The following is a 24,010-nucleotide window of genomic DNA, read 5'->3' on the forward strand; positions in this document are numbered from 1 at the left end:
GGGAGAGGGGCCCTTCGCCGTTCTCAGTTCCAGGTGCGGGCGCGCAGCGGCATGCCCGACGCACCCGATTCGGGGGTCCGTACGGCCAGGACCTGGTTGACGCCGATGCGGTTGCGTTCGAAGGCGAGCGCGGAGGCGGCCATGTAGAGGCGCCAGACGCGGGCACGGCCGGGGCTGGTGAGCCGCACGGCTCGCGCCCAGTCGGCCTCCAGGCGGGCCACCCACCGGCGCAGGGTGAGGGCGTAGTGCTCGCGGATCGACTCGACGTCCCGCACCTCGAAGCCGGCCCGCTCCAACTGGGTGACGGTGCTGCCGACGGGCTGGAGTTCGCCGTCGGGGAAGACGTAGGAGTCGATGAACGCGTCGACGCTGTACGCCGTCTCGTCCCGCTGCGGGCGGCGGGCGATCTGGTGGTTGAGCAGCCGCCCGCCGGGCGCCAGCAGGGCGTGCAGATCGGTGGCGTAGTCCAGGTACCGCTCGGCGCCGACGTGTTCGGCCATGCCGATGGAGGAGATGGCGTCGTGCGGCCCGTCGCGGACGTCGCGGTAGTCCTGGACGCGGATCTCGACCTTGTCGGTGAGGCCCTCGTCGGCGACGCGCTTGCGGGCGTAGGCGGCCTGCTCCTGGGAGAGCGTGACGCCGACGACTCGCACCCCGTGCTCGCGGGCGGCGTGGATGGCCATCGAGCCCCAGCCGCAGCCGACGTCGAGGAGCCGCTGACCGGGCCTCAGGCCGAGCTTGCGGCAGACCAGTTCGAGCTTGTCGTGCTGGGCCTGTTCGAGGGTGCTGTCCGGGGTGGGCCAGTAGGCGCAGGAGTACACCATGGACGGGCCGAGGACGATCTCGTAGAAGTCGTTGCCGACGTCGTAGTGGTGGCTGATCGCGCGCCGGTCGCTGTGCTTGGTGTGCAGGTGGCGGCGAGGGCTGCGGACCTCCTCGGGAGGCGGGGCGGGCGGCAGCGGGCTCCCGGCGAGCTTGACGAGGCCGCGTACGGCGGAGCGCGCCTCGGGGTCGCGCAGGGCCTGGGCGAGGGTGCGGGCGTCCTCGCCGCGCTCCCAGACGAGACCGGCCATCAGGTCGAGGGCGGCGTACAGATCGCCCTCGATGTCGAGGTCGCCCGCCACCCAGGCGCGGGCCAGGCCGAGTTCGCCGGGCTTCCACAGCAGGCGGCGCAGGGCGCGACGGTTGCGTACGACCAGGGTCGGCGCACCCGGCGGGCCCGCCTGCGAACCGTCCCAGGCGCGGATGCGCACCGGGAGCGGAACTCCCAGCAACTGTGTGAAGAGGCCCTGCAGCCGCGGCGCGGCGTCTGCCATGGTGTACACCTCCGTGACGAGCAATCCCGGAATGTCCGACACCACGTAAACACCCGCGGGGCCCTGCCGCAGTCCCCGGCGCGCGTCATGTCTGGGCAAAACCGCTACTTCGGCCGCGCCGGTGTGCCACGGCCGGCGCACACGCCGAAGGACCTCCCGCACCACGGATGGCGGGAGGTCCTTCGGTCAGGACGGTGCGGAACCGGGCGTCAGGAGGCCTTGGCCTTCTCCTCGGTCTTCTGCTCGGTCTTCTGCTCGGCCTTCTCCTTCGGCGGGGCGGCCACCGGGGCCGGCTTGGCGGCCTCGTAGAACTCCTCGCGCGGGGTCTCCATCGCGCCGAGGGAGACGACCTCGCGCTTGAGGAACATGCCGAGCGTCCAGTCGGCGAAGACGCGGATCTTGCGGTTCCAGGTCGGCATCGCCAGCCCGTGGTAGCCACGGTGCATGTACCAGGCGAGACGGCCCTTGAGCTTGATCTTCATCTTGCCCATGACGATCATCGCGACGCCCTTGTGGAGGCCGAGGCCGGCCACCGCGCCCTTGTTGGCGTGCGAGTAGTCCTTCTGCGGGAAGCCCCGCATGCCTGACAGGACGTTGTCGCCGAGGACGCGGGCCTGGCGCAGCGCGTGCTGCGCGTTCGGCGGGCACCAGGCGTTCTCGTTGCCCGCCTTGCGGCCGACCAGGTCCGGCACCTGGGCGTTGTCGCCCGCGGCCCAGATGTAGTCGGTGCCCTGGACCTGGAGCGTCGTCGCGCAGTCGACGTGGCCGCGGGGCCCGAGGGGCAGGCCGTAGCGGGACAGGACCGGGTTGGGCTTGACGCCGGCGGTCCAGACGATCGTGTTGGAGTCGACCTCGAGGCCGTTCTTCAGCACCACGTGGCCGTCGACGCAGGAGTCCATGGAGGTGGACAGGTAGACCTCGACACCGCGGCCCTCGAGGTGCTCCTTGCCGTACTTGCCGAGCTTGGGACCCACCTCGGGGAGGATCTTGTCGGCGGCGTCGACGAGGATGAAGCGCATGTCCTCACGGGACACGTTCTTGTAGTACTTCGCGGCGTCGCGGGCCATGTCCTCGACCTCGCCGATGGTCTCCGCGCCGGCGAAACCGCCACCCACGAAGACGAACGTGAGGGCCTTGCGGCGGATCTCCTCGTCGGTCGTGGAGTCGGCCTTGTCGAGCTGCTCGAGGACGTGGTTGCGCAGGCCGATGGCCTCCTCGACGCCCTTCATGCCGATGCCCTGCTCGGCGAGGCCGGGGATCGGGAAGGTGCGGGAGACCGCGCCGAGCGCGACGACGAGGTAGTCGAAGGGCAGCTCGTACGCCTCGCCGACCAGCGGGGCGACGGTGGCGACCTTGCGGTCCTGGTCGATGGTGGTGACCCGGCCGGTGAGAACCTCCGCCTTGGGCAGCACGCGTCGCAGCGGGACGACGACGTGACGCGGGGAGATGTTGCCGGCGGCGGCTTCCGGGAGGAAGGGCTGGTAGGTCATGTACGACCGGGGGTCGACGACCGTGACGGTCGCCTCGCCGTAACGCATCTTCTTGAGGATGCGCCGAGCTGCGTACAGGCCTACGTACCCACCGCCTACTACGAGGATCCTGGGACGCTCCGTGGTGCTCATGCCATCGAGTATCCACCCGCCTCAGGGGGGTACCTCGTGCGCCCCTTCACAAGCTCCGACAGGGGGCGTGTTATCCTCCGCGACTCGCGTGATCCATGTCATGGTGACAACCGGGATCCTTTGTGCGTCCTGAGCCGTTGTCAATGCCGCGTGAGCTGCCTCTCTGACCCGAAGAGGCCTCCGTGAGGCGCCATCGGAACCGGGTTCCGGACCCTGCCCGAAGCGCCCCCATATCACGCTTCTGAACGTGTTCAAGGGCCGGTTGGGCCCCCAGATGGGTCAACCGGACCCTTGTTGTCGCTCTGGAGGGCCGAATTCCTTGTGAAGAACTTCACGAACTTTTCCGACGAGCCGTCGCCGAGGCACCCGATCAAGCCCTCCGGAGGCGCTCAAACGTGATCCATGCCTGCTCAGAAGCAGGTCGGGCCGACGGTCGGCCGATGCCGTCGAGGTCCGCTCACGCACGCGATTCGCCGATCCGCAGGGTGGAGTACACGCAGATGCGGACACTGACCTCATGACTGAGAACACCGTGACCGTACGGGAAGCACGCGCGCGCCTCGCCGACCACATCAACCGGTCCGAAGAAGGCGTTCCGACCGTCATCACGCGCAACGGCGCTCCGGTGGCCGCCGTAGTCCCGATCGCGGACTTCGAAGCCCTGGAGGAGGCCGCCGATGTCATGCTGGCGCGCGAAGCCGCAGCGGTCCTGGCCGAGGGCGGCGCCACCGTGACGATGGCGGAGCTGCTGGCGGACCTGTTCACCGAGCGGGACGGCGAGACGGCGTGAGGTACGCCTTCAGGTTCACCACGGCGGCTCAGCGGCAGCTGCGGGCCCTCAGCCGGCCCGACGCCATGCGCATCCTGGCCGCACTGACCGCGCTCGGCGAGGACCCGTACCGCGAAGACGCCGACGTCACCGGCGGGGCGTCCACCGCAACCCGTAGGCGGTCAGGCCAAGGACCAGCCGATGCCGTCGAGGATGTCGTGCTCGCTCACCACGACCTCCTCCGCGCCGATCCGCTCCATGATCGACAGGAGCACGAGGGCCCCCGCGCCGATCACGTCGACCCGGCCCGGGTGCATGGAGGGCACGGCCGCGCGCTCGGCGTGCGTGGAGCGCAGCAGCCACTCGGTGATCTCGCGGACCCTCTCGCGGGAGACCCGGGAGTGGTGGATGGCCGCCGAGTCGTACTCGGGCAGTTCCTGGACGATCGCCGACACGGTCGTCACGGAACCGGCCAGGCCGACCAGCGTGCGGGCCTCGCGCAGCGGGACCGTCTCCTCGGCGAGGTCGAGGGCCGCCTCGATGTCGGCCCGCATCGCCGCGATCTGCTCCGGCGAGGGCGGGTCGCTCACCACGCCGTCCCGGACCAGGTGCCGCTCGGTCATGCGGACGCAGCCGACGTCCACCGAGCGCGCCGCGCGCACCCCGTCGTCGCCGACCACGAACTCGGTGGAGCCGCCGCCGATGTCCACGACGAGGTAGGGCTTCGCGAGGTGGTCGTGCCCGGTGAGCTCCTTGGTGGCGCCGGTGAAGGAGAACTCGGCCTCCTGGTCCCCGGAGATCACCTCGGGCTCGACGCCCAGGATGTCCAGCACACCGCTCACGAACTCGTCCCGGTTCTCGGCGTCCCGGGAGGCGGAGGTCGCCACGAACCGCAGCCGCTCCGCCCCGTGCTCCTTGATGATCCCGGCGTACTCGCGGCACGCCGCGAAGGTCCGCTGCAGCGCCTCGGGGGCGAGCCGGCCGGTGCGGTCGACGCCCTGCCCGAGCCGCACGATCGTCATCCTGCGGTCCAGGTCGACCAGCTCACCGGTGGCCGGGTCCGCGTCCGCGACCAGCAGGCGGATGGAGTTCGTACCGCAGTCCACGGCGGCGACACGGGTCACTGGGCGGCCTCCTCGGCGGTCGTCGCGCCCGTCACGCACGGGCCCTTGCGCCACCACTCCGGCAGCATCGCGATCGCCTCGTCCCCGAGCGGGTTCACGCCGGGCCCGGCGGCCAGCGAGTGGCCCACGAGCACGTGCAGGCACTTCACCCGGTCCGGCATGCCGCCCGCGCTCGGGAAGTTCTTCAGCTCCTCGATCTCGTCGCGCCGCCTGATGTAGTCCTCGTGCGCCGCCCGGTAGGCCGCCGCCAGCTCCGGGTCCGAGGCGAGCCGCTCGGTCATCTCCTTCATCACGCCGTTCGCCTCCAGCGTGCCGATCGCCGAGGCGGCGCGCGGGCACGTCAGGTAGTACAGCGTGGGGAACGGCGTGCCGTCCGGCAGCCGCGGTGCCGTCTCGACGACGTCCGGCTGCCCGCACGGGCACCGGTGCGCGATCGCGCGCAGACCGCGCGGGGGCCGGCCGAGCTGCTGCTTGAAGGCCTCGACGTCCGCGTCGGTGGGCTCGGTGCGCGGGGTGGTCGGCGGGGGCGTTTCCATGACTGTGTTCAGGCTGTCTTTCTCTGATCGCCGCTGGGGGTCAGGTCACTGACCGGAGGCGTCGGACTTGTCGACGCCGTCCCAGACGTTGGAGTACCAGGGGCGGTCGGCCGCCCCGAGGTCGTTGCGCGACTGCTTCGCCGCGTGCGGGTCGACGACGATGAATCCCGTCTCCCCCGGCATGACGTAGTGCAACCGCTGCCGGATCTGCTGCTCGGCGTACGCGTCGTCCTGCCAGCGCGCCTTCTGGTCGCGCAGCCGTTCGACACGTTGCCGGGCCTGCTGCTGTTCCTTCTGGAGGTCGTCGATCTCGGCGCCCTGCGAGACGTACTCGCGCATCGGGTAGGCGAGCGCCACGATCAGCGAGCACATCACCAGGGCGAGCAGCGCGGCCCGGCCGGTCAGCCGGGAGCGGCGGGCCTGGCGCCGGGTCTGGGACCGGTAGACCCGGGCAGCGGTCTGCTCGCCGAGCAGCCGGATCCTGGTCGCGGTGGAGAACCGGTCCCGGTCCTTCACGGCCATGTCTCCCCGCCTCCCGCTCCACCGTCCGATGCGCGTACGTCCCCGCACACGGTACGGGACCGAGTACGGGGACGTACGTACGACTGGCTCAGGCTTGACCCCGTAAGGGTCAGCCCTTGCTGTGCTTAATAGTTCGCAGAGCGAAACCGGGGGAACGCGCTGCGGCCGGCGTACACCGCCGCGTCGTCGAGGATCTCCTCGATGCGCAGCAGCTGGTTGTACTTGGCGACGCGCTCGGAGCGGGCCGGGGCGCCGGTCTTGATCTGGCCGCAGTTGGTGGCGACGGCCAGGTCGGCGATGGTGACGTCCTCGGTCTCGCCGGAGCGGTGGGACATCATGCACTTGAAGCCGTTGCGCTGGGCCAGCTCGACGGCGTCCAGGGTCTCGGTGAGCGAACCGATCTGGTTGACCTTGACCAGGAGCGCGTTGGCCGCGCCCTCCTCGATGCCGCGGGCGAGGCGCTCGGGGTTGGTGACGAACAGGTCGTCGCCGACGAGCTGGACCTTGTCACCGAGCTTGTCGGTGATGGTCTTCCAGCCCTCCCAGTCGTCCTCGAACAGCGGGTCCTCGATGGAGACCAGCGGGTACGCGTCGACGAGCTCCGCGTAGTACTCGGTCATCTCGGCCGCCGAGCGGTCCTTGCCTTCGAAGGTGTAGACGCCGTCCTTGTAGAACTCGGACGCGGCGACGTCGAGGGCGAGGGCGATCTGCTCGCCGGGGGTGTAGCCGGCTTCCTTGATCGCCTCGAGGATGAGGTCGAGGGCCTCGCGGTTGGAGCCGAGGTTCGGGGCGAAGCCGCCCTCGTCGCCGAGGCCGGTGGCCAGGCCCTTGCTCTTCAGGACCTTCTTCAGCGTGTGGTAGACCTCGGCGCCCCAGCGCAGGGCCTCGGAGAAGGACTCCGCGCCGATCGGGGCGATCATGAACTCCTGGATGTCCACGTTGGAGTCGGCGTGCGAGCCGCCGTTCAGGATGTTCATCATCGGCACCGGCAGCAGGTGCGCGTTCGGGCCGCCCAGGTAGCGGAACAGCGGCAGGTCGCTGGCCTCGGAGGCGGCGTGGGCGACGGCGAGGGAGACGCCGAGGATGGCGTTGGCGCCGAGGGAGCCCTTGTTGTCGGTGGCGTCCAGGTCGAACATCGCCTGGTCGATCAGGCGCTGCTCGGTGGCGTCGTAACCGACGAGCTCCGGGCCGATCTGCTCGATGACCGCGAGAACGGCCTTCTCCACACCCTTGCCGAGGTAGCGGTTCGAGTCGCCGTCGCGGAGCTCGATGGCCTCGAAGGCGCCCGTGGAGGCGCCGGACGGGACGGCGGCACGACCGGTGCTGCCGTCGTCGAGGCCGACCTCGACCTCGACCGTGGGGTTGCCTCGGGAGTCCAGGATTTCCCGGGCTACGACGACGTCGATGGACGGCACGAGCATCTCCTTCTTGATGTGACGCGGGTACGCGGGCCGCTCGGGCCCTGCGAGGTGCGGGCCGGTGGCTCGCGACATGAGCCTAACCGGCTCGGGCCGATCGGCCACCGGGTCGCCCACCCCATGGACAGAACCGAGAGTAAATTGTTTCCGAACGGAACAAAGCCGGTGCGCAAAGACCGCCGGAAGAAACCCGGCAGAAGAAACCCCGCCCCGGTGCGTACGGGGGGAGACGCACCGGGGCGGGGAGCCCGTGGGGACGGGGGCCGCCCGGGACGGGCGGGGGCCGCTGCTTACTTCAGGTGCAGCTGCTGGCCCGGGTAGATGAGGTTGGCGTCCGTGACGATGTCCTCGTTCAGCTGGAAGAGCTTCTCCCAGCCGCCCTCGACCTTCTTCTCCGTGGCGATGGAGCTGAGGGTGTCGCCCTTGACGACCTTGTACTCGCCGTCGCCCTTCTTGACCTTCTTGCCGGTCGGGGTGGTGACGGTCTTCTTGGCGGCCGGACGCTCGTCGGAGCGGGAGGCCGGCTGCTGCTGGGTCTCGCGGGACTCGGTGCTCTGCTGCTGGCTCTGCTGCGAGGAGCTGCCGGAGTCGGCGGAGTCACCGGAGGAGCCGCTGCCGGTGGAGGCGCCCGACAGGCCCTTGCCGCACACCGGCCAGGCGCCCTTGCCCTGGCTCGCCAGGACCTTCTCGGCGACCTGGATCTGCTGGTCCTTGCTGGCCTTGTCGGCGGTCGAGGCGTACTGGGTGCCGCCGTACGCGGACCAGGTGGAGGCCGAGAACTGCAGACCGCCGTAGTAGCCGTTGCCGGTGTTGATGGACCAGTTGCCGCCGGACTCGCACTGGGCGACGGTGTCCCACTCGGAGGTGGTGGCGGCGGAGGCGGTGCCGGTCGCCATCAGCGGGGCGGCGACGGCGGCGCCGGTGACACCGGCGACGGCGATGGCACGGCTGGCCTTGGACGGACGGCGGTGCTTGCCATTGCTGGAAAACAGCATGGAGAGATCCCCTCACCGACGCCTGCGAGGTGAGCTGTCGGGTTCGGGCCGGTTGAGTTGCCCGGCCGCGTCCCTCCCGGGACACGGCTTCACCCCTAGCCCTTCCGGCACAAGTGGCCGGTCGGGCACCTACCTTGGGTCCCCCGCTCCTGCCTACGGCGCTTGACGCGACGACTGTTCCCGTACGGCCGCTGGCAGGATTCGGCGTTGCGGCAGCCGGGGCTCGTGGTGACGAGCGATCACGACGGTAGACACGCGATCCGCCGAATTTCAAAGACGATCAAGGCTTCTGAGATCTATCTCTCACGGGCCTCAAACGGGACATTCACCGCGAAACAGGACGTGAACTCGCGCGGTTTCGGGGCGACTTCCGCCCCGGTTTCCGCAGTGTCCGAACGGCTACTTCTCGTCCGCTTCGCCCTCCACCGCGAGCTTCTCACCGGGACGGATGAGGTTCGGGTCGGCACCGACGGCCTTCTTGTTGCCGTCGTAGAGCTCGTGCCATCCGCCGCTGAGGTCAAGGGAGTCGGCGATGGACCAGAGGCTGTCGCCGACACCCACGATGTAGGAGCCTTCGGAGGCGTCACGGGAGTCCCCGTCGCCGCGCGAGGCGTGACGGCCCGTGGACTCGTCCGTACGGCTGTCCCCGGACGCGCCGGTCTCGTCGGCACTGGGGCCGCGGTGCCGGCCGGAGCCGGTGTCGGTCAGCGCCGAGGACTCGTCGTCCCGCTGCGCGTCGTCGGACTTGTCGCTCTCGGAGGTGGCCGAGGGGGAGGCGTCGGGCTGCCGATCCTTCGACGAGTCTCTGTCGTCGGACGTGGAGTCTTCACCCTTCGAGGCCGACGGCGTGTCAGGCGACGACGACGGAGAAGAGGAGGGGCTTTCGGAAGGAGACGAGCCGAGCGAATCGAGCAAACCGGGCGAGTCCGTGGAACCGGACGCGTCGGAGGAGCCCGAGGAGTCCGACCCCTTGCCCTGCTCCAGACCCGAGAGCAGTCCGCAGGTGCGCCAGGCGCCGACACCCTGGTCGGCGAGGATCTTCTCGGCCACGGCTATCTGCTGGGAGCGGCTGGCCAGATCGGCGCTCGCGGCGTAGTCGAGTCCGCCGTACTTCTCCCAGTCGTCCTGGGAGAGCGCGAGGCCGCCGTAGTAGCCGTTGCCGCTGTTCTGGCTCCAGGCGCCGCCGGTCTCACAGTCCGCGACCCGGTCCCAGGTCGTGCCGTCGGCCGCACTGGCACCGGAGGCCCCGAGGAGCGGGATCGCGATGGCGGAGCCGGTCACTCCGGCCGCGACGAGGAGAGCCGGAGCCTGGCGGGGGCGACGGTGCCGACCGTTCCCGGAGAGCATACGGAGACCTTTCGCGAGACAGCAGTGACCGGCACGAGGCAACCCCCGAGCCGTATTGATGGGTGAACGTATCGGCAGACGATCACTTGTCACAAGTTCATGCCGCGCAGATCACGTGAAGATCACAGCTCTGATGTTTCGTCACTCTTGGCCGGTGCGAACTCCACCGGCAGCGTGCGCAGCCCGCGCATGATGAGTCCGCCACGCCATCTCAGCTCGGCCGGGTCCGCCGCGAGCCGCAGGTCGGGCAGGCGGGTGAGGAGGGTGGCGAGCGCCGTCTGGCCCTCCAGGCGGGCGAGCGGGGCGCCCAGGCAGTAGTGGATGCCGTGACCGTAACCGAGGTGCTGGTTGTCGCGGCGGGAGAGGTCGAGCACATCCGGGTCCGCGAACCGCTCCGGGTCCCGGTCGGCGGCGGCCAGGACCACGAGGACCGGGTCGCCGGGTGCGATCCGCTGCCCGCCGATGGTGAGCGGCTCGGTGGCGAAACGCCAGGTGGCGAGCTCGACGGGACCGTCGTAGCGCAGGAGTTCCTCGACGCCGGTCTCGAGGAGCGCGGTGTCGTGGGCGGCCAGGGACCGCTGGAGCCGCTCGCGCTGCCCGGGGTGGGTGAGCAGGGCGTAGGTGCCGTTGCCGATGAGGTTCACGGTTGTCTCGAAACCGGCGAACAGCAGGATGAAGGCCATGGCCGCGGCCTCGTTCTCGGTGAGGTGCTCACCGTGGTCGGAGGCGCGGATGAGCCCGGAGATGAGGTCCTCGCCCGGGGCGGGTTCGGCGGGCAGCGCCTCCCGCTTGCGGTGGATCAGATCGGCGAGGTAGCCGCGCATCTTCTTCACGGACCGCGCCACCCCGCCCCGGGGCCCGCCCTGGTGACGGATCATCATGCCCGCCCAGTCCCGGAAGTCGTCCTGGTCCTCGCGCGGGACGCCGAGCAGGTCGCAGATGGCGTAGATGGGGAGCGGGAAGGCGAACTCGTGGATGAGGTCGGCGGACCCCTTCTCCGCGAACCCGTCGATGAGACGGTCGGTGAGCTCCTGCACCCGTGGCGCGAACTCGGCGACACGGCGGGGTGTGAACGCCTTGGACACCAGCCGCCGCAGCCGGGTGTGGTCCGGCGGGTCGATGTTCAGCAGATGCGTCATCAGCTCGGCCTTGCGCTCGCCGGGGATACCGGTCTTGCCCTTGGCATGCGCGGGCTCGGCGTGATGCGCCGGGTTCTTGGAGAGACGGTTGTCGGCGAGGGTCTGCTTGGCGTCGGCGTACCGCGTGACCAGCCAGGCCTCCACACCGCTGGGAAGCCGCGTCCTGTGGACGGGGCTGTGCTCGCGCAGCCAGGCGTAGGCGGGGTAGGGGTCGCTCGCGAACTCCCAGGTGAAGAGGTCGGGAGCGGCGGGCGGGCTGGGCTGGGGCTGGTCGGTCACTCCTCGACCGTATCCGGCTCACCGCGGGCCCCCTGCCCGCCCGGGGGCCTGCTCAGCCCTCGGCCTCCCTGATCGCGTCCCGGTACGCCCGGGCCGCCGCCCTCAGGGCCGCCTCCGGGTCCACGCCCTCCGACTCCGCGCGGACCGCCAGGGCCAGCAGCTCGTAGCCGACGCCCTCGACGGGCGGGAGGGGTATGTCCAGGCCCGCGGTGCGGGCGCGGGACGCCAGCTTGGCGGCGAGGGCCAGGCCGGGCTGGCCCAGGGGGATGCCCTCGGTGATCGAGGCGCGCTGCTTCTCGACCGCCTTGGTGCGCAGCCAGTGCTCCTTGACCTCCTCGGGCGTGGTGGCCGTCGCGTCGCCGAAGACATGCGGGTGGCGGTGGATCAGCTTGGCGACGATGCCGGCGGCCACGTCGTCGATGGAGAAGGCCTCCGCCCCGTCCTCCGGGCGGCCCTCCTCGGCGATCCGGGCGTGGAAGACGACCTGGAGGAGGACGTCACCGAGCTCCTCGCGCAGTTCGTCACGGTCGCCCTCCTCGATCGCCTCGACGAGTTCGTACGCCTCCTCGATGCCGTACTTGGCCAGGCCCTCGTGGGTCTGCCGGGACGACCACGGGCACTCGGCGCGGATGCGGTCCATGACCTGGACGAGGTCGAGGAGACGGGCGCCCGGCAGGTCGTAGGAGGCGGGGAGCAGCTCCAGCTCCGGCATGGCGACGCGTCCGCCGCCGGCGAGGCGGGCCAGGCCGTCCGTCAGGGCCGGCTCGCCCTCGCCCGTCGCCACCACGACCACCGTGCGGCCGCCGGCGCAGGCGCCGACCAGTTCCTCGGCGGTCGGGGACGCCTCGTCCACCGATATGCCGGCCTCGCGCAGGTAGGGCAGCTGCGGGTGCGCGCCGTCCGCGCACAGCACCCGGTCGGCCGCGTGCAGGGCCTGCCAGGCGGGCCAGGACAGCAGGCCGGGGGCGACGCGGTGGCTGGTGGTGAGCAGGACGATGCGACCGGGGGCGGGGTCGGTGGCCTGGTCACGGCCGGTGGCCCCGGCGGGGCCCGGGGTGGCTTCGGGGCTGTTGGCGTTCACGGTTCGAAACTAACCCACGCCGCCGACAGCGCCGGAAGTTGTCCACAGGCCCCCGCGGGCGGACGTACCGCTACATGTTCTGCTGCGTCTGGGCCGCCGTCACGTCCCGGACCCACGGTGTCTTGGCGTCGGCGCGGCTGCTCTTCTGGACGTCCCAGGTGCCGTAGCGCGGGTTGAGGTCGACGTTCAGGTCCTCGGAGGCCTCGGACAGGGCTTTCCAGAACTCGGGCCGGCTCGTGTCGGTGCCGAGTTTCTGAGCGAGCTTCTGGGCCTCCAGCTGGAGGCGGAGGTTCTCCTCGAGGCGCTCCGGCGGGATGCCGTACTGCTGGAGCCAGGTCGTCTCCAGCGCCTTCGCGCCGCCCGCCTGCTCCTCCAGGCCGGAGCGCATCTCCTGGATCTCCTTGCGGGTGACCGTCACACCGGCGTTCTCGGCGGCGCGGTGCAGCACCCGGTCGAGGACCATGGTGTGCAGGGTGTCGCGGGTGAGGGTGCCGGTTCTGGCGATGGCCTGCTGGTACTGGGCCTCGTTCTGCACGGCCGCGCGCTGGGCCGCGCGTACCTCGCCGACCCTCTCGTCCAGCTGCGCGACGGTGATCCGCTGACCGCCGACCACGGCCGCGGCGCCGGGATGGGCCTCGTTTCCGCAGGCGGTGAGCAAGGGCGCCGCGGCGGCGATCGCGGCGGTGAGGACGAGCGCGGTGCGACGGCGGCGGCGGTGCAAGGGAACCTCCCGAGGAGATTGTGCGACGGTGCACAAAGTCTTGCGATGATCGATGGTAGGCAGTGGGCAGGCTCTGGCCAACCCATTCGACCAACGATTCACCGGGACTTCCGGCACCGCCGCGCCCCTGCCGGGACAGCGGTCAGCCGCGGACCTGCCCCAGCCACTGCAGCGTCCGGCGGATCTCCCCGCCCAGCGGGTGCCCGGGGCCGTGGGTGCGCTCCACGTCGTGCAGCAGCCGGGCCAGGGTGTCGTGGGCGGCGGCGCGGTCGCCGAGGGCGAGCAGGAGATGCCCGATCCGGCGGCGGACGTCGTGGGCGAGCTCGGGTCCGCCGGCGGCGACGTACTGGTTCTCGTAGTACGGCAGCACCGCCCGGTACTCGGCGAGCGCCGCGGCCGGTTCGCCCAGCTGTTCGAGGCACTGGGCGACCTCGTAGCGGAACCGCAGGGCCTGCGGGTCGGCCTGGCCGGCCTCGGCCGCGCGTTCGTCGGCGAGGCGGCGCAGCTCGGGCAGGGCGCGCCGGTACTGGCCGTCGTCCAGGAGCGTGGCCGCGTACTGCTTGCGCAGGGTGCGCACGACCGGGGAGTGCTCCCCGTGCTGGTCGGCCGCGGCGGGCAGGATCGCGCCGAGGATGTCGACGGCCTGGGTGATGCGGCCCTCGCCGAGGAGCCGTTTGACCTCGTCGACGGAGCGGGCGATGTCCGTGTTCCCCGCTGTCTCGGTGACGGGTGTGGCGGGCGCGGGCTGGGGCGCGGGGGTGCGCGCACGGTCGGGCCAGGGGGCGTGCGGGCGCAGGAACGGGCGGGTGGGATCGAGGGCCGCTCCGGTGGGGGTGCCGCGCGCGGGCAGCAGCGGCTCCAGGTGTTCGTACACCTCCTGCGCGGAGGCGGGCCGGTGCTGCGGGTCCTTGGCGAGCAGGCGCAGGACGAGGGTCTCCAGTGCCTCCGGGACCTCGGGGCGGATGCGGCGTACCGGCAGCGGCGGCTCGTACAGGTGCCGGTGCAGGACGCCGAGCGCCGTGGAGCCGGAGAACGGCACGTCGCCGCTGAGCAGTTCGTGCAGGACCACGCCGAGCGCGTACAGGTCGGTGTACGGGCCGACCGCACCGCCCATCGCCTGCTCCGGCGCCATGTAGGCGGGCGAGCCGATCGGGGTGCCGGTGTGGGTGAGGCGCGTGGTGTCCGTGTCCATGACGGAGGCGATACCGAGGTCGAGGACGGTGACCGTGCCGTCCTGCTTCACCATCACGTTGCGCGGCTTGAGATCGCGGTGGACGATCGGCACGGCGTGCACGGCGCTCAGCACAGCGCACAGTTGCGCCGCGACCGCGACCGCCCACTGCCAGGGGTACGGAGTGCGCTCGGCGAGATGACCGGAGAGGTCGGCGCCGTCGATGTACTGCATGACGAGGAACAGTTCCTCGCCCTCACTGCCCGCGTCGTGCACCGTGACCAGGCCGGGGTGGTCGACCTGCGCGGTCACCCGGCACTCACGCACGAAACGCCGGCGCAGTTCCTCCGCGTCCTGTCCGGCCACCTTGTCTGGGCGCAGCAGCTTCACCGCCACACGCCGGTCCAGCCGCTGGTCGTACGCCGCCCAGACCTGCCCCATGCCGCCCTGCCCGAGCAGCGTGGACAGCTCGTAGCGGCCGGCGACGACACGTCCTGCCGCCGCGCTCACCTGCCGCCCTCGGCATCACCCGGGGTGCCGTCCGCGCGGCCGTCCTGCCGGCGCAGATAGTCGCTGAGCTCGTCGAGTTCGGCACGTACCTGGTCGATGCGGGCGGGCGCGGGGCGCTGCGGGGACGGGGGTATGGGGTGCTGCGGCGTCTGGTGCGACGGGGGCTGCGGCGGCGCCTGCGGGATGGGCGTGGAGGCCGGGGTGTAGGGCGACGCGGGGTGCGGATAGCCGTACGGGGGCTGGGACTGCTGGGTGGGGACGGTCGGCGCGTGGGGCGGCGCGTAGCCGGCGAACTGCCGGGGCCGGGCGCCGTGGTGGCCGATGTCCACGATCAGGAACCACACGGCCGCGCCCACGCCCAGCAGCAGGATCAGGGCCAGCGCGATGTCGGTCCGGTAGTCGCTCTCCGGCAGGACGCCGATCACCGCGAAGCAGGCGATGGACGCGGGCAGGCTCACCCAGGCCGCCGCCCAGTCGAGGGCCCGTCCGCGCAGGAAGGCCACCCGGAACAGCGGTACGCAGGCCAGGAAGCCGCAGGTGAGCACGCCGGCTGCGGCGAACAGCACGCGCAGGGAGATGACCGTTGCCGCGCTGCGGGAGGGCGGCGCCGCGCCTTGGCCGTACATGACTGCTCCTGGACCGGTGTAGCCGATGGGAAGGGGACGTGCGAGTGACAGAGCACGGTGGGGAATCCGAGCGTATAGCCCGACACGGACAACTGGTCACGGGTTGTACCGAACCGTTGTCGTGCTGATCACTTCGCGAGCCAGGAGCGGGGAGAAGAGGCCCCTCACGAGGCCCCTCACCGGCGTCTACAGCGGGTGCCGCATCCACACGTTGGGCTCGACGTACACCGCGTACCCGCGCTCCGCCTCGCAGCGCACCGGCACCAGAGCGCCGGGCACCTCGATGTCACCCGAGGTGTCGAAGGGCAGCCCCGTCCAGCGGCGCCAGTCGTCCAGCGAGGCGGACACCGTCATGGACGCCGGTGCCACGGAGTCGATGGTGGCTCCGGCCCGGGCGTGGACCCTCAGCCAGGGGTCCTGGGGCAGGCCGTCGGGGCGTACGCGGTGGGCGTACTCCTCCATCGGGGTGTGCGGTTCCAGGTGCTTGGCGTTGGGGCGGACCGGGGCGACGACCTCGCGGAAGCCACGGGCCCGGGCGTTGTCGCGCATGGCCGACAGCATCAGCCCGGACAGGCCGCGGCCCTGGGCGTGCGGGGCGATGGACACCGAGATCGCGCTGACCGTGTCGGGGCGGATCCCGCGACGCAGGTCCGAGAAGGCCCACACGAGGATCTTGTCCCAGCCGTTCGCGGGCAGCCGGCCACGGCCCTCGGCGTCCAGGGCGAACGGCACGCTGTAGGCGTTCGCGACGACCTCGCCCCGCTCGTCCTCGGCGAACAGGACGTACTCCGGGAGTTCGGCGGCGATCCGCGGGAAGTGCGCGGCGCCCACGAGGTCCTGGATCACGAACTCGGGCCAGCTGTCCGCCATGGCGACGACGCGCTCCAGCATGTCCGGGCGGTCGGCGAGACTCGATATCTTGTGCTGCATACGGCCACGGTAGGCAGCGGACACCCGGACCCGGAACCGAATTACCCGGCAGCCGCCGGGACCTGGCGCCGCTTCAGCCACCGCACTGCGTCAGCATCATCCGCTTGTCGGCCGCCGTGACGGGGAGGTCGTACTTCAGGGACACCTGGGCGAAGCGCACCGCGTAGGAGCAGCGGATCCGCTTGCTGGGCGGCAGCCAGGACGCGGGGCCGGAGTCGCCCTTGGAACCGTTGGTCGGTCCGTCCACCGGGACGAGGTTGAGCGGGTCGTTCGCTATGGCCTCCCGCTTGTCCTTCGTCCAGCGCGAGGCGCCCATCTGCCAGTCGTACGACAGCGGCATGACGTGGTCTATCTGGACCTTCGTCGCCCGGGACTTGGTCCACTCGATGGCCTGCCCGGTGTACGGGTCGTGCAACGTCAGTTTCACGACGACGCAGTCGGAGCCCGACCGGAAGCGGAGATCCTCACCGTCGCGTTTCAGGAGGTCGTTGCGCGTATCGCACCCGTTGCGCGCGAAGGGCACGTCGCCCGGCGCCGAGTCCATCCAGGCGTAGCCGAACTCGTCCCGCTCGTAGCCCGTCCTCGGGCCACGCCCCTTCGTCTCCACCTTCTCGATCACGGCCCGCGCTCGCGCCCTGTCCCGGGTGGACGTGATCGCCGCCAGGCCCGGCTTGGTGCCGTCCGGGTTGTCCAGCGGGCTCACGGCTCGTCCGTCACCGGCGGCCGGGACGCCGGAGCCGGAGGGTCCGCCGCCGCCGTCGGGCGGGGCCAGGCCCTCGCAGCCGGTCAGTGCCGAACCGGCGAACACCATCGCGACAGCCAGTACCGCCCCGCCCCTCAGACGCGCCACCGTGCGCCCCTCCCCTGCTCGCCGTCCCGCCCGGTACGGGGCAGCCTGTGCCTGGGCTCCACCGTAGCGAGGAAGAGGTACAGACCACAGCGGTACTAAAGGGGCATTCTTTGCATCCCGCGCGTATCGTCGGTCGTGAATGACCTCTGGAAGGAGCTCTGCATGGGTATCTTCGACAAGTTCAAGGGCCAGGGGAGGCACAAGGCCAAGCAAGGCTCGGACACCGCGGAAAAGCGGATGAACGAGAAGACCGGCGGCAAGTACGAGGACCAGATCGACGCCGGGCAGCAGCGGGTCGAGGGGTCGCTCGGGATGGACCGCGACCGCGACCGGCCCGAGGGGCAGTAAGGCCTCCCAGGGGCAGTAACGCCTCCTGCTTCGGAGGCCGTCCGCGGCGACACGGCTCCTGCGGGCGGCTTCCCGCGCCGCGGGGAGACCCGTGCGGTGCGCTCTTGACCTTGACACTGACGTCAGGGTCCGACGATCCCCGTATGACAGCTCCGCACCACAAGACCCCGCGCACCGTGCTCGTCACCGGTGCCGGTACCGGCATAGGCCGCGCCACTGCCCGCGCGTTCGCCGACGAGGGCGCTCACATCGTCGCGGTGGGCCGCCGCGAGGCGCCCCTCGCCGAGACCGCCGCCCACGACCCGTCCCGCATCAGCCCGCTCGTCGCCGACGTCACGGCGGCCGACGGCCCCGAGGCCATCGTCCGCACGGCACTCGACCGGCACGGCCGGATCGACGTCCTCGTCAACAACGCCGGCATCGTGAGCCCGCAGTCCCTGCGCACCTACACGCGCCCCGCCGTCGAGCCCCTGCTCGCGACGAACCTCGTCGCTCCCGTGCTGCTCGTCCAGGCCGCGCTCCCCGCTCTCGAGGACAGCCGCGGCGTGATCGTGAACGTGACGACGTCCGTCGGGCAGCGCGGCTGGCCGGGCAACTCCCTCTACGCGGCCGGGAAGGCGGCCCTTGAAGTGCTCACCCGCAGTTGGGCGGTCGAGCTCGCCCCGCTGGGGATCCGGGTCGCCGCGGTGGCCCCGGGGGCGATCGACACACCGATCGGCGAGCACTCGGGCCGGACTCCCGAGCAGCAGGCCGCCGTCCGGGCGTGGCAGCTCCGGCACACGCCCCTCGGCCGGGTCGGACGCCCCGAGGAGGTCGCCTGGGCGATCACCGGACTGGCTTCTCCCCAGGCCTCGTTCGTCACCGGCGTGGTCCTGCCGGTGGACGGTGGCGCGGTGGTCACATGAGACTGACGCTCATGGCAGAACCTCTCACGCGGACCACGCGGACCACGCGGACCACGCGGACCGCGCGGACCATGCGGATCGGTGAACTCGCCGAGGCGACCGGCACGACGCCGCGCGCCCTGCGCCACTACGAGCAGGCGGGTTTCATCACCTCCGTGCGCGCCGCGAACGGCTACCGCCTGTACGACGCCGGTACGGCCGTCCGCGTCCGCAACGTCCGCCGGCTGCTGGAGGTGGGCCTCACGCTGGACGACGTACGGGTGTTCCTGCCCTGCCTGGACGGTGACGTCACGGCAGGGCCCGCCTCCGACGAGGCGCTCCGGGTCGCCGCCGGGCGCCTCGCGGTGCTGGACGCGCGCATCGCCGCGCAGGTCGCGGTCCGCGACCGGCTGGCGGCGGCTCTGCACGAGGCCACCGGCACCCGCGTACGCCCGGTGGCCTGACGGCCCCTCGCCCCAGGGCCTGCCCGACAAGCCCTGGGCCGGCTGTCAGGAACCCAGCCCGGCCCCTCGGACGAGACCGACCCTCAGGAGCCCAGCACCGACGTCAGGAACTCCCCGACCCACGCCAGCAACTCCCGCCCGACCAGCGGCTTCCCGCCCACCTTCGCGGTCTTCGGGCGCGGCACCAGCACCTGGTGCACCGCGGGCTTGATGACGACCCCGGGGTACAGCCGCTTGACCCGCAGCTCCTGCGACTCGCGCAACTCCACCGGCGCGAAGCGGATGTTGTTGCCCTGGAGCACGATCTCGCCGACGCCGCAGGCGCGCGCGAACATCCGCAGACCGGCGACGAGCAGCAGGTTCTCCACCGGCTCGGGCAACTTGCCGTAACGGTCGACCAGTTCCTCGCGGACCGCCTTGATGTCCTCCTCGGAGTTGGCGGAGGCGATGGCGCGGTACGCCTGGAGCCGGAGGCGCTCGCCGGGCGCGTAGTCGTGCGGGACGTGCGCGTCGACGGGCAGCTCGATCTTGACCTCGAGCGGCGGCTCCTCCTCGATCTCGCCGGTCTCCAGCTGGCGCCGGTAGTCGGCGACGGCCTCGCCGACCATCCGCACGTACAGGTCGAAGCCGACACCCGCGATGTGGCCGGACTGCTCGCCGCCGAGCAGGTTGCCCGCGCCGCGGATCTCCAGGTCCTTCATCGCCACGTACATGCCCGCGCCCATCTCGGTGTGCTGGGCGATGGTGGCGAGCCGTTCGTGCGCGGTCTCGGTGAGCGGCTTCTCCGGCGGGTAGAGGAAGTAGGCGTAGCCGCGCTCCCGGCCACGGCCCACCCGGCCGCGCAGCTGGTGCAGCTGGGAGAGGCCGAAGTTGTCGCCGCGCTCCACGATGAGGGTGTTCGCGTTGGAGATGTCGATGCCGGACTCCACGATCGTCGTGGAGACCAGCACGTCGAACTTCTTCTCCCAGAAGTCGACGACGACCTGCTCCAGCGCCTGTTCCGACATCTGCCCGTGCGCGGTGGCGATGCGTGCCTCGGGGACGATCTCGCGCAGCCGGGCGGCGGCCCGGTCGATCGACTCGACCCGGTTGTGGATGTAGAAGACCTGGCCCTCGCGCAGCAGTTCACGGCGGATGGCCGCGCCGATCTGCTTCTCCTCGTACGGGCCGACGAAGGTCAGCACCGGGTGCCGTTCCTCCGGCGGGGTGGTGATCGTCGACATCTCGCGGATGCCGGTCACCGCCATCTCCAGCGTCCTGGGGATCGGGGTCGCGGACATGGTCAGCACGTCGACGTTGGCCCGGAGCTTCTTCAGCTGCTCCTTGTGCTCGACGCCGAACCGCTGCTCCTCGTCGACGATGACCAGGCCCAGGTCCTTGAACTTCGTCTCGGACGAGAACAGGCGGTGGGTGCCGATGACGATGTCGACCGAGCCCTCGCGCAGGCCCTCCAGGACCGCCTTGGCCTCGGTGTCGGTCTGGAATCGGGAGAGCGCCTTCACGTTCACCGGGAACTGCGCGTACCGCTCGCTGAACGTCCCGAAGTGCTGCTGCACCAGCAGGGTCGTGGGGACGAGGACGGCCACCTGCTTGCCGTCCTGGACGGCCTTGAAGGCGGCCCGGACCGCGATCTCGGTCTTGCCGTAGCCGACGTCGCCGCAGATCAGGCGGTCCATGGGGACCGTCTTCTCCATGTCCTCCTTGACCTCGGCGATGGTGGTGAGCTGGTCGGGCGTCTCCGCGTAGGGGAAGGCGTCCTCCAGTTCGCGCTGCCAGGGGGTGTCCGCCCCGAAGGCGTGCCCGGGGGCGGCCATGCGCGCGCTGTACAGCTTGATGAGGTCGGCGGCGATCTCCTTGACCGCCTTCTTGGCGCGGGCCTTCGTCTTCGTCCAGTCGGCGCCGCCCAGGCGGTGCAGGGTGGGGGCCTCGCCGCCGACGTACTTGGTGATCTGCTCCAGCTGGTCGGTGGGGATGTAGAGCCGGTCGCCGGGCTGGCCGCGCTTGGCGGGGGCGTACTCGACGACCAGGTACTCGCGGGTGGCGCCCTGCACGACGCGCTGCACCATCTCGATGTAGCGGCCCACGCCGTGCTGCTCGTGGACGATGTAGTCGCCCGCCTCCAGGGTGAGCGGGTCGATGGTCTTGCGGCGCCGGGCCGGCATCCGGGCGCCCTCGCGGCCGGACGCCTTCTGCCCCGACAGGTCGGTCTCGGTGAGGACGGCGAGTCTGAGGGCCGTGTCGACGAAGCCGTGCTCGATCGAGCCGCACGCCACGTGCACGAGGGACGGGGAGATCTCGGCGAGGTCGGCGTCGAGGCGGGCCGCGATGCCCTCGCCGCCCAGCACCTCGACCGTGCGGGCCGCCGGGCCGTGGCCCTCGGTGACGAAGACGGCGCGCCAGCCGTCGGCGAGCCAGCCCTTGGTGTCGGCGAGGGCCTTGGCGGTGTCGCCGCGATAGGTCTCCGGGGCGTGCATGCCCAGCTTGAGCGTGTCCTGGTCGAGTTCCTCGTCCGCGGCGAACGGCGACACCGACCACCACATCATGTCCAGCTCGCGGGCCCGGTCACGGACGTCCGCGATGGACCACAGGGAGGCCGCGCCGACGTCGATGGGCGCCTCGCCGCCGCCGGCGGTCGCCGCCCAGGAGGCCTGCAGGAACTCCTGCGACGTGGCCACGAGGTCCGACGCACGGGTGCGCACCCGCTCCGGGTCGCAGACGACGGCCATGGCGCCCTTGGGCAGCACGTCGAGCAGCAGCTCCATGTCGTCGACGAGGACCGGCGCGAGGGACTCCATGCCCTCGACGGCGATGCCCTCGGCGATCTTGCCGAGCAGTTCGCCCAGCTCGGGGTGCTGTTCGGCCAGGGCACGCGCACGCGCGCGGACGTCCTCGGTGAGCAGCAGTTCGCGGCAGGGCGGCGCCCACAGGCCGTGCTCGGCGACTTCGAGGGAGCGCTGGTCGGCGACCTTGAAGTAGCGGATCTCCTCGACGTCGTCGCCCCAGAACTCGACGCGCAGGGGGTGTTCCTCGGTGGGCGGGAACACGTCGAGGATGCCGCCGCGGACGGCGAACTCGCCGCGTTTCTCGACCAGCTCCACGCGCGCGTACGCCGCGGCCGCCAGGGCGTCGACGATCTCCTCCAGGTCGGCGCTCTGCCCTGTCCTCAAGGAGACCGGTTCCAGGTCGCCGAGGCCCTTGACCTGGGGCTGGAGCACGGACCGTACGGGCGCCACGACGACGGAGACGGGGCCGGTCTCGGGGTCGTCGGGGCGGGGGTGGGCCAGGCGGCGCAGCACGGCCAGGCGGCGGCCGACGGTGTCGCTGCGGGGGCTGAGCCGCTCGTGCGGGAGCGTCTCCCAGGACGGGTACTCCACGACCTCCTCCGGCGGGAGGAGGGAGCGCAGGGCGGCGGCCAGGTCCTCCGCCTCGCGGCCCGTCGCCGTCACGGCCAGCACCGGGCGGCCCGTGTCGCGGGCCAGGCCGGCGACCGCGAAGGGGCGGGCGGCAGGGGGGCCGACCAGGTCGACGTGCATGCGGTTGCCGTCTGCGGCTGCCTTGATCGCTTCCGCGAGGGCGGCGTCCTTGACTACGGCGTCGAGCAGACCGTGCAAGCTCATGGGGGCTTTTTCCGTCCAGGGGTGGGCAACACGACGGGCCCGACGCGCGCCGCGGGCCGGGGGGTCTCCAGCGTACGACGATGCGGGGCCGTCCGGTGGGGCTGTGGACAACGCCTGTTCCCGCCTGAGGCCGGAGCGCCTGTTTCCGCCGAGGGCCGCCCAACCTTCACAACGTCACCCCCACCCGTTGTTCTCGCCACGGCATGATCGGTCCGGTCCCACCGGTCCGGCGGTACCCCTCACCCGTAAGGCACGGCATGCCCGCCCCCACCCTCCAGGTGTCACAGCCCCTCATACCGGCGCCGGTCGCCCAGCCCCCGGGCTACCGGCCTCCTCGCCCCGAACGGCGGGACCCCTGGGTCCTCGCCACCGTCCTCTTCGCCGCCTACGCGGCCGTCTCGGTCGGCCGGTACCGGCACATGGCCACGCTCTCCTGGGATCTGGGCATCTTCGAGCAGGTCGTCCGGGCGTACGCGCATCTGCGGGCGCCGGTGTCGGACCTCAAGGGGCCGGGGTTCGACATCCTGGGTGACCACTTCAGCCCGGTGACGGCCCTGCTCGCCCCGCTGTACCGGCTCTTCCCCTCGCCGGTGACGCTGCTGGTCGCGCAGGCCGCGCTCTTCGCGCTGTCCGCGGTGCCGGTCACCCGCGCCGCCGCCCGGCTCCTCGGCCGGCGCCGCGGTCTCGCGCTCGGTGTCGCGTACGGACTGTCCTGGGGAGTCCAGCGCGCCGTCGACTTCGACTTCCACGAGATCTCTTTCGCCGTCCCGCTGATCGCCTTCTCGCTGGAGGCCCTCCTCGCCGGCCGGTGGCGCGCGGCCCTGTGCTGGGCGCTCCCCCTGGTGCTGGTCAAGGAGGACCTGGGGCTGACACTGGCCGCGATCGCGCTCGTGGTCGCCTGGCGCGCGGGCGGCGCGGCACGGCGGCCGGTCGTGTACGCGCTCGCCACCGCGGTGTTCGGTGCGGCGGCGACGGTGCTCGTCCTCACCGTGGTCATCCCGTCGTTCAACACCACCGGCGGCTACGACTACTGGACCAAGGTCAGCGATTCGGGCACCCCTCTCGACGGCCTCGGCACCAAGCTGCGCACCCTCGCCTGGCTGCTGATCCCCACCACGGGGCTGCTCGCCCTGCGTTCCCCGCTGCTGCTGATCACGCTGCCGACGCTCGGCTGGCGCTTCCTGTCCGGCGACGCGCACTACTGGGGCCCCGACTGGCACTACAGCGCGGTCCTGATGCCGGTCGTCTTCCTCGCCCTCGCCGACGCCCTCCCGGCCACCCGCCGCAGCACGCGCGCGTGGCTGCGCTCGTACGCCGCCCAGGTGCCCGCCGCCGTCGCCGCGGCGGCCCTGACGCTGACCACTTCGCTGCCGCTGGCGCAGCTCACCCGGGCCGAGGTCTACCGCGAACCCGCCGCCGTGTCGGATGTCGAGGGACTGCTGGCCCGGATCCCCGACGACGCCACCGTCGAATCGAACATCGGCCCGATCAGCCGGCTGACCTCGCGCTGCCGGGTCTACTGGCTCGGCGGCTCCCAGGGTGTCGCACCGCGGTACATCGCCCTGGAGAACATCGACGAGCGCTACCGTGACCCCGTGGGCTACGCCCGGAAGCTGCACCCCGGAGCCGAGTACGCCGTCGCCGGCGAGTCCGGCGGGTACGTGGTCCTTCGGCGGCTGACCGCCGCCTAGCGGTGTCCCCCACCGAGTCGCACACACGCGGGACCCGCCCCGGAGGCGAT

At 71.5% G+C, this 24,010-nt stretch carries 21 protein-coding genes, 1 pseudogene and 1 riboswitch; of the genes and pseudogenes, 6 read left to right on the top strand and 16 right to left on the bottom strand.

The annotated features are described in order from the left end of the window. Positions 1 to 23: 23 nt before the first annotated feature. Positions 24 to 1,316, bottom strand: a complete 1,293-nt coding sequence (locus ABZ016_RS11810) for a cyclopropane-fatty-acyl-phospholipid synthase family protein (RefSeq protein ID WP_356916406.1) — start codon at positions 1,314 to 1,316, stop codon at positions 24 to 26. 209 nt (positions 1,317 to 1,525) lie between these two features. Then, on the bottom strand, positions 1,526 to 2,938 hold the full coding sequence (locus ABZ016_RS11815) for an NAD(P)/FAD-dependent oxidoreductase (RefSeq protein WP_356916407.1): 1,413 nt from the start codon (positions 2,936 to 2,938) through the stop codon (positions 1,526 to 1,528). A 517-nt stretch (positions 2,939 to 3,455) separates the two neighbouring features. Between ABZ016_RS11815 and ABZ016_RS11820 the strand changes: the two genes are divergently transcribed. Together ABZ016_RS11820 and ABZ016_RS11825 are read left to right on the top strand one after the other, a co-directional pair. Beyond that, the gene (locus ABZ016_RS11820) at positions 3,456 to 3,728 is read left to right on the top strand and encodes a type II toxin-antitoxin system Phd/YefM family antitoxin (RefSeq protein WP_356916408.1); all 273 of its coding nucleotides are present in this window, start codon (positions 3,456 to 3,458) and stop codon (positions 3,726 to 3,728) included. Continuing rightward, positions 3,725 to 3,856, top strand: a pseudogene (locus ABZ016_RS11825) (type II toxin-antitoxin system RelE/ParE family toxin); the annotation flags it as partial. The gene ABZ016_RS11820 and the pseudogene ABZ016_RS11825, both read left to right, overlap by 4 nt. 33 nt (positions 3,857 to 3,889) lie before the next feature. Here ABZ016_RS11825 and ABZ016_RS11830 read toward each other — a convergent pair. From ABZ016_RS11830 to ABZ016_RS11890, 13 genes are all read right to left on the bottom strand, one after another. After that, positions 3,890 to 4,831, bottom strand: a complete 942-nt coding sequence (locus tag ABZ016_RS11830; RefSeq protein ID WP_356916409.1) for a Ppx/GppA phosphatase family protein — start codon at positions 4,829 to 4,831, stop codon at positions 3,890 to 3,892. Beyond that, positions 4,828 to 5,367 (bottom strand): DUF501 domain-containing protein, encoded by a 540-nt coding sequence (locus tag ABZ016_RS11835; protein WP_356916410.1) that lies wholly within the window; start codon positions 5,365 to 5,367, stop codon positions 4,828 to 4,830. The genes ABZ016_RS11830 and ABZ016_RS11835 overlap by 4 nt, the downstream gene beginning before the upstream one ends. Before the next feature lie 45 nt (positions 5,368 to 5,412). After that, positions 5,413 to 5,889 (bottom strand): septum formation initiator family protein, encoded by a 477-nt coding sequence (locus ABZ016_RS11840; protein WP_356916411.1) that lies wholly within the window; start codon positions 5,887 to 5,889, stop codon positions 5,413 to 5,415. 125 nt (positions 5,890 to 6,014) lie between these two features. Then, positions 6,015 to 7,304, bottom strand: a complete 1,290-nt coding sequence (gene eno, locus ABZ016_RS11845; RefSeq protein WP_356916580.1) for a phosphopyruvate hydratase — start codon at positions 7,302 to 7,304, stop codon at positions 6,015 to 6,017. Positions 7,305 to 7,597: 293 nt separating this feature from the next. Then, a complete protein-coding gene (locus ABZ016_RS11850) occupies positions 7,598 to 8,302 on the bottom strand; it encodes a transglycosylase family protein (protein ID WP_356916412.1) in 705 nt (234 codons plus the stop codon). Positions 8,303 to 8,306: 4 nt separating this feature from the next. Continuing rightward, positions 8,307 to 8,473, bottom strand: a riboswitch (cyclic di-AMP (ydaO/yuaA leader). 228 nt (positions 8,474 to 8,701) lie between these two features. Further along, positions 8,702 to 9,649, bottom strand: coding sequence for a transglycosylase family protein (locus ABZ016_RS11855; RefSeq protein WP_356916413.1), 948 nt, complete (start codon positions 9,647 to 9,649; stop codon positions 8,702 to 8,704). A 122-nt stretch (positions 9,650 to 9,771) separates the two neighbouring features. Next, positions 9,772 to 11,067: a cytochrome P450 gene (locus ABZ016_RS11860; RefSeq protein WP_356916414.1), complete on the bottom strand. Its 1,296-nt coding sequence runs from the start codon at positions 11,065 to 11,067 to the stop codon at positions 9,772 to 9,774. A 52-nt stretch (positions 11,068 to 11,119) separates the two neighbouring features. After that, entirely contained in the window at positions 11,120 to 12,148 is a 1,029-nt protein-coding gene (locus ABZ016_RS11865; RefSeq protein WP_356916415.1) for a nucleoside triphosphate pyrophosphohydrolase, read from the bottom strand. Between the two features lie 70 nt (positions 12,149 to 12,218). Beyond that, complete coding sequence (locus tag ABZ016_RS11870; protein ID WP_356916416.1) at positions 12,219 to 12,869, bottom strand: SurA N-terminal domain-containing protein; 651 nt, start codon at positions 12,867 to 12,869, stop codon at positions 12,219 to 12,221. A 142-nt stretch (positions 12,870 to 13,011) separates the two neighbouring features. Beyond that, complete coding sequence (locus ABZ016_RS11875; protein ID WP_356916581.1) at positions 13,012 to 14,508, bottom strand: protein kinase; 1,497 nt, start codon at positions 14,506 to 14,508, stop codon at positions 13,012 to 13,014. 38 nt (positions 14,509 to 14,546) lie between these two features. After that, positions 14,547 to 15,176 (bottom strand): hypothetical protein, encoded by a 630-nt coding sequence (locus ABZ016_RS11880; RefSeq protein WP_356916417.1) that lies wholly within the window; start codon positions 15,174 to 15,176, stop codon positions 14,547 to 14,549. 186 nt (positions 15,177 to 15,362) lie between these two features. Then, the gene (locus ABZ016_RS11885) at positions 15,363 to 16,106 is read right to left on the bottom strand and encodes an N-acetyltransferase (protein WP_356916418.1); all 744 of its coding nucleotides are present in this window, start codon (positions 16,104 to 16,106) and stop codon (positions 15,363 to 15,365) included. A gap of 73 nt (positions 16,107 to 16,179) precedes the next feature. Beyond that, a complete protein-coding gene (locus tag ABZ016_RS11890; protein WP_356916419.1) occupies positions 16,180 to 16,956 on the bottom strand; it encodes an HNH endonuclease family protein in 777 nt (258 codons plus the stop codon). A 162-nt stretch (positions 16,957 to 17,118) separates the two neighbouring features. On the opposite strand from ABZ016_RS11890, the gene ABZ016_RS11895 reads away from it, so the two are divergent. From ABZ016_RS11895 to ABZ016_RS11905, 3 genes are all read left to right on the top strand, one after another. Then, positions 17,119 to 17,304 (top strand): antitoxin, encoded by a 186-nt coding sequence (locus tag ABZ016_RS11895; protein ID WP_356916420.1) that lies wholly within the window; start codon positions 17,119 to 17,121, stop codon positions 17,302 to 17,304. Between the two features lie 143 nt (positions 17,305 to 17,447). Beyond that, positions 17,448 to 18,209: an SDR family oxidoreductase gene (locus ABZ016_RS11900; protein WP_356916421.1), complete on the top strand. Its 762-nt coding sequence runs from the start codon at positions 17,448 to 17,450 to the stop codon at positions 18,207 to 18,209. Between the two features lie 71 nt (positions 18,210 to 18,280). After that, a complete protein-coding gene (locus ABZ016_RS11905; RefSeq protein ID WP_356916582.1) occupies positions 18,281 to 18,652 on the top strand; it encodes a MerR family transcriptional regulator in 372 nt (123 codons plus the stop codon). A gap of 83 nt (positions 18,653 to 18,735) precedes the next feature. Here ABZ016_RS11905 and mfd read toward each other — a convergent pair whose 3' ends face one another. After that, the gene (mfd, locus tag ABZ016_RS11910) at positions 18,736 to 22,269 is read right to left on the bottom strand and encodes a transcription-repair coupling factor (protein WP_356916422.1); all 3,534 of its coding nucleotides are present in this window, start codon (positions 22,267 to 22,269) and stop codon (positions 18,736 to 18,738) included. Positions 22,270 to 22,526: 257 nt separating this feature from the next. On the opposite strand from mfd, the gene ABZ016_RS11915 reads away from it, so the two are divergent. Beyond that, on the top strand, positions 22,527 to 23,960 hold the full coding sequence (locus ABZ016_RS11915; protein ID WP_356916423.1) for a DUF2079 domain-containing protein: 1,434 nt from the start codon (positions 22,527 to 22,529) through the stop codon (positions 23,958 to 23,960). The last annotated feature ends 50 nt before the right edge of the window (positions 23,961 to 24,010 follow it).

It is taken from the genome of Streptomyces sp. NPDC006372, assembly GCF_040612515.1.
Taxonomy (GTDB): domain Bacteria; phylum Actinomycetota; class Actinomycetes; order Streptomycetales; family Streptomycetaceae; genus Streptomyces.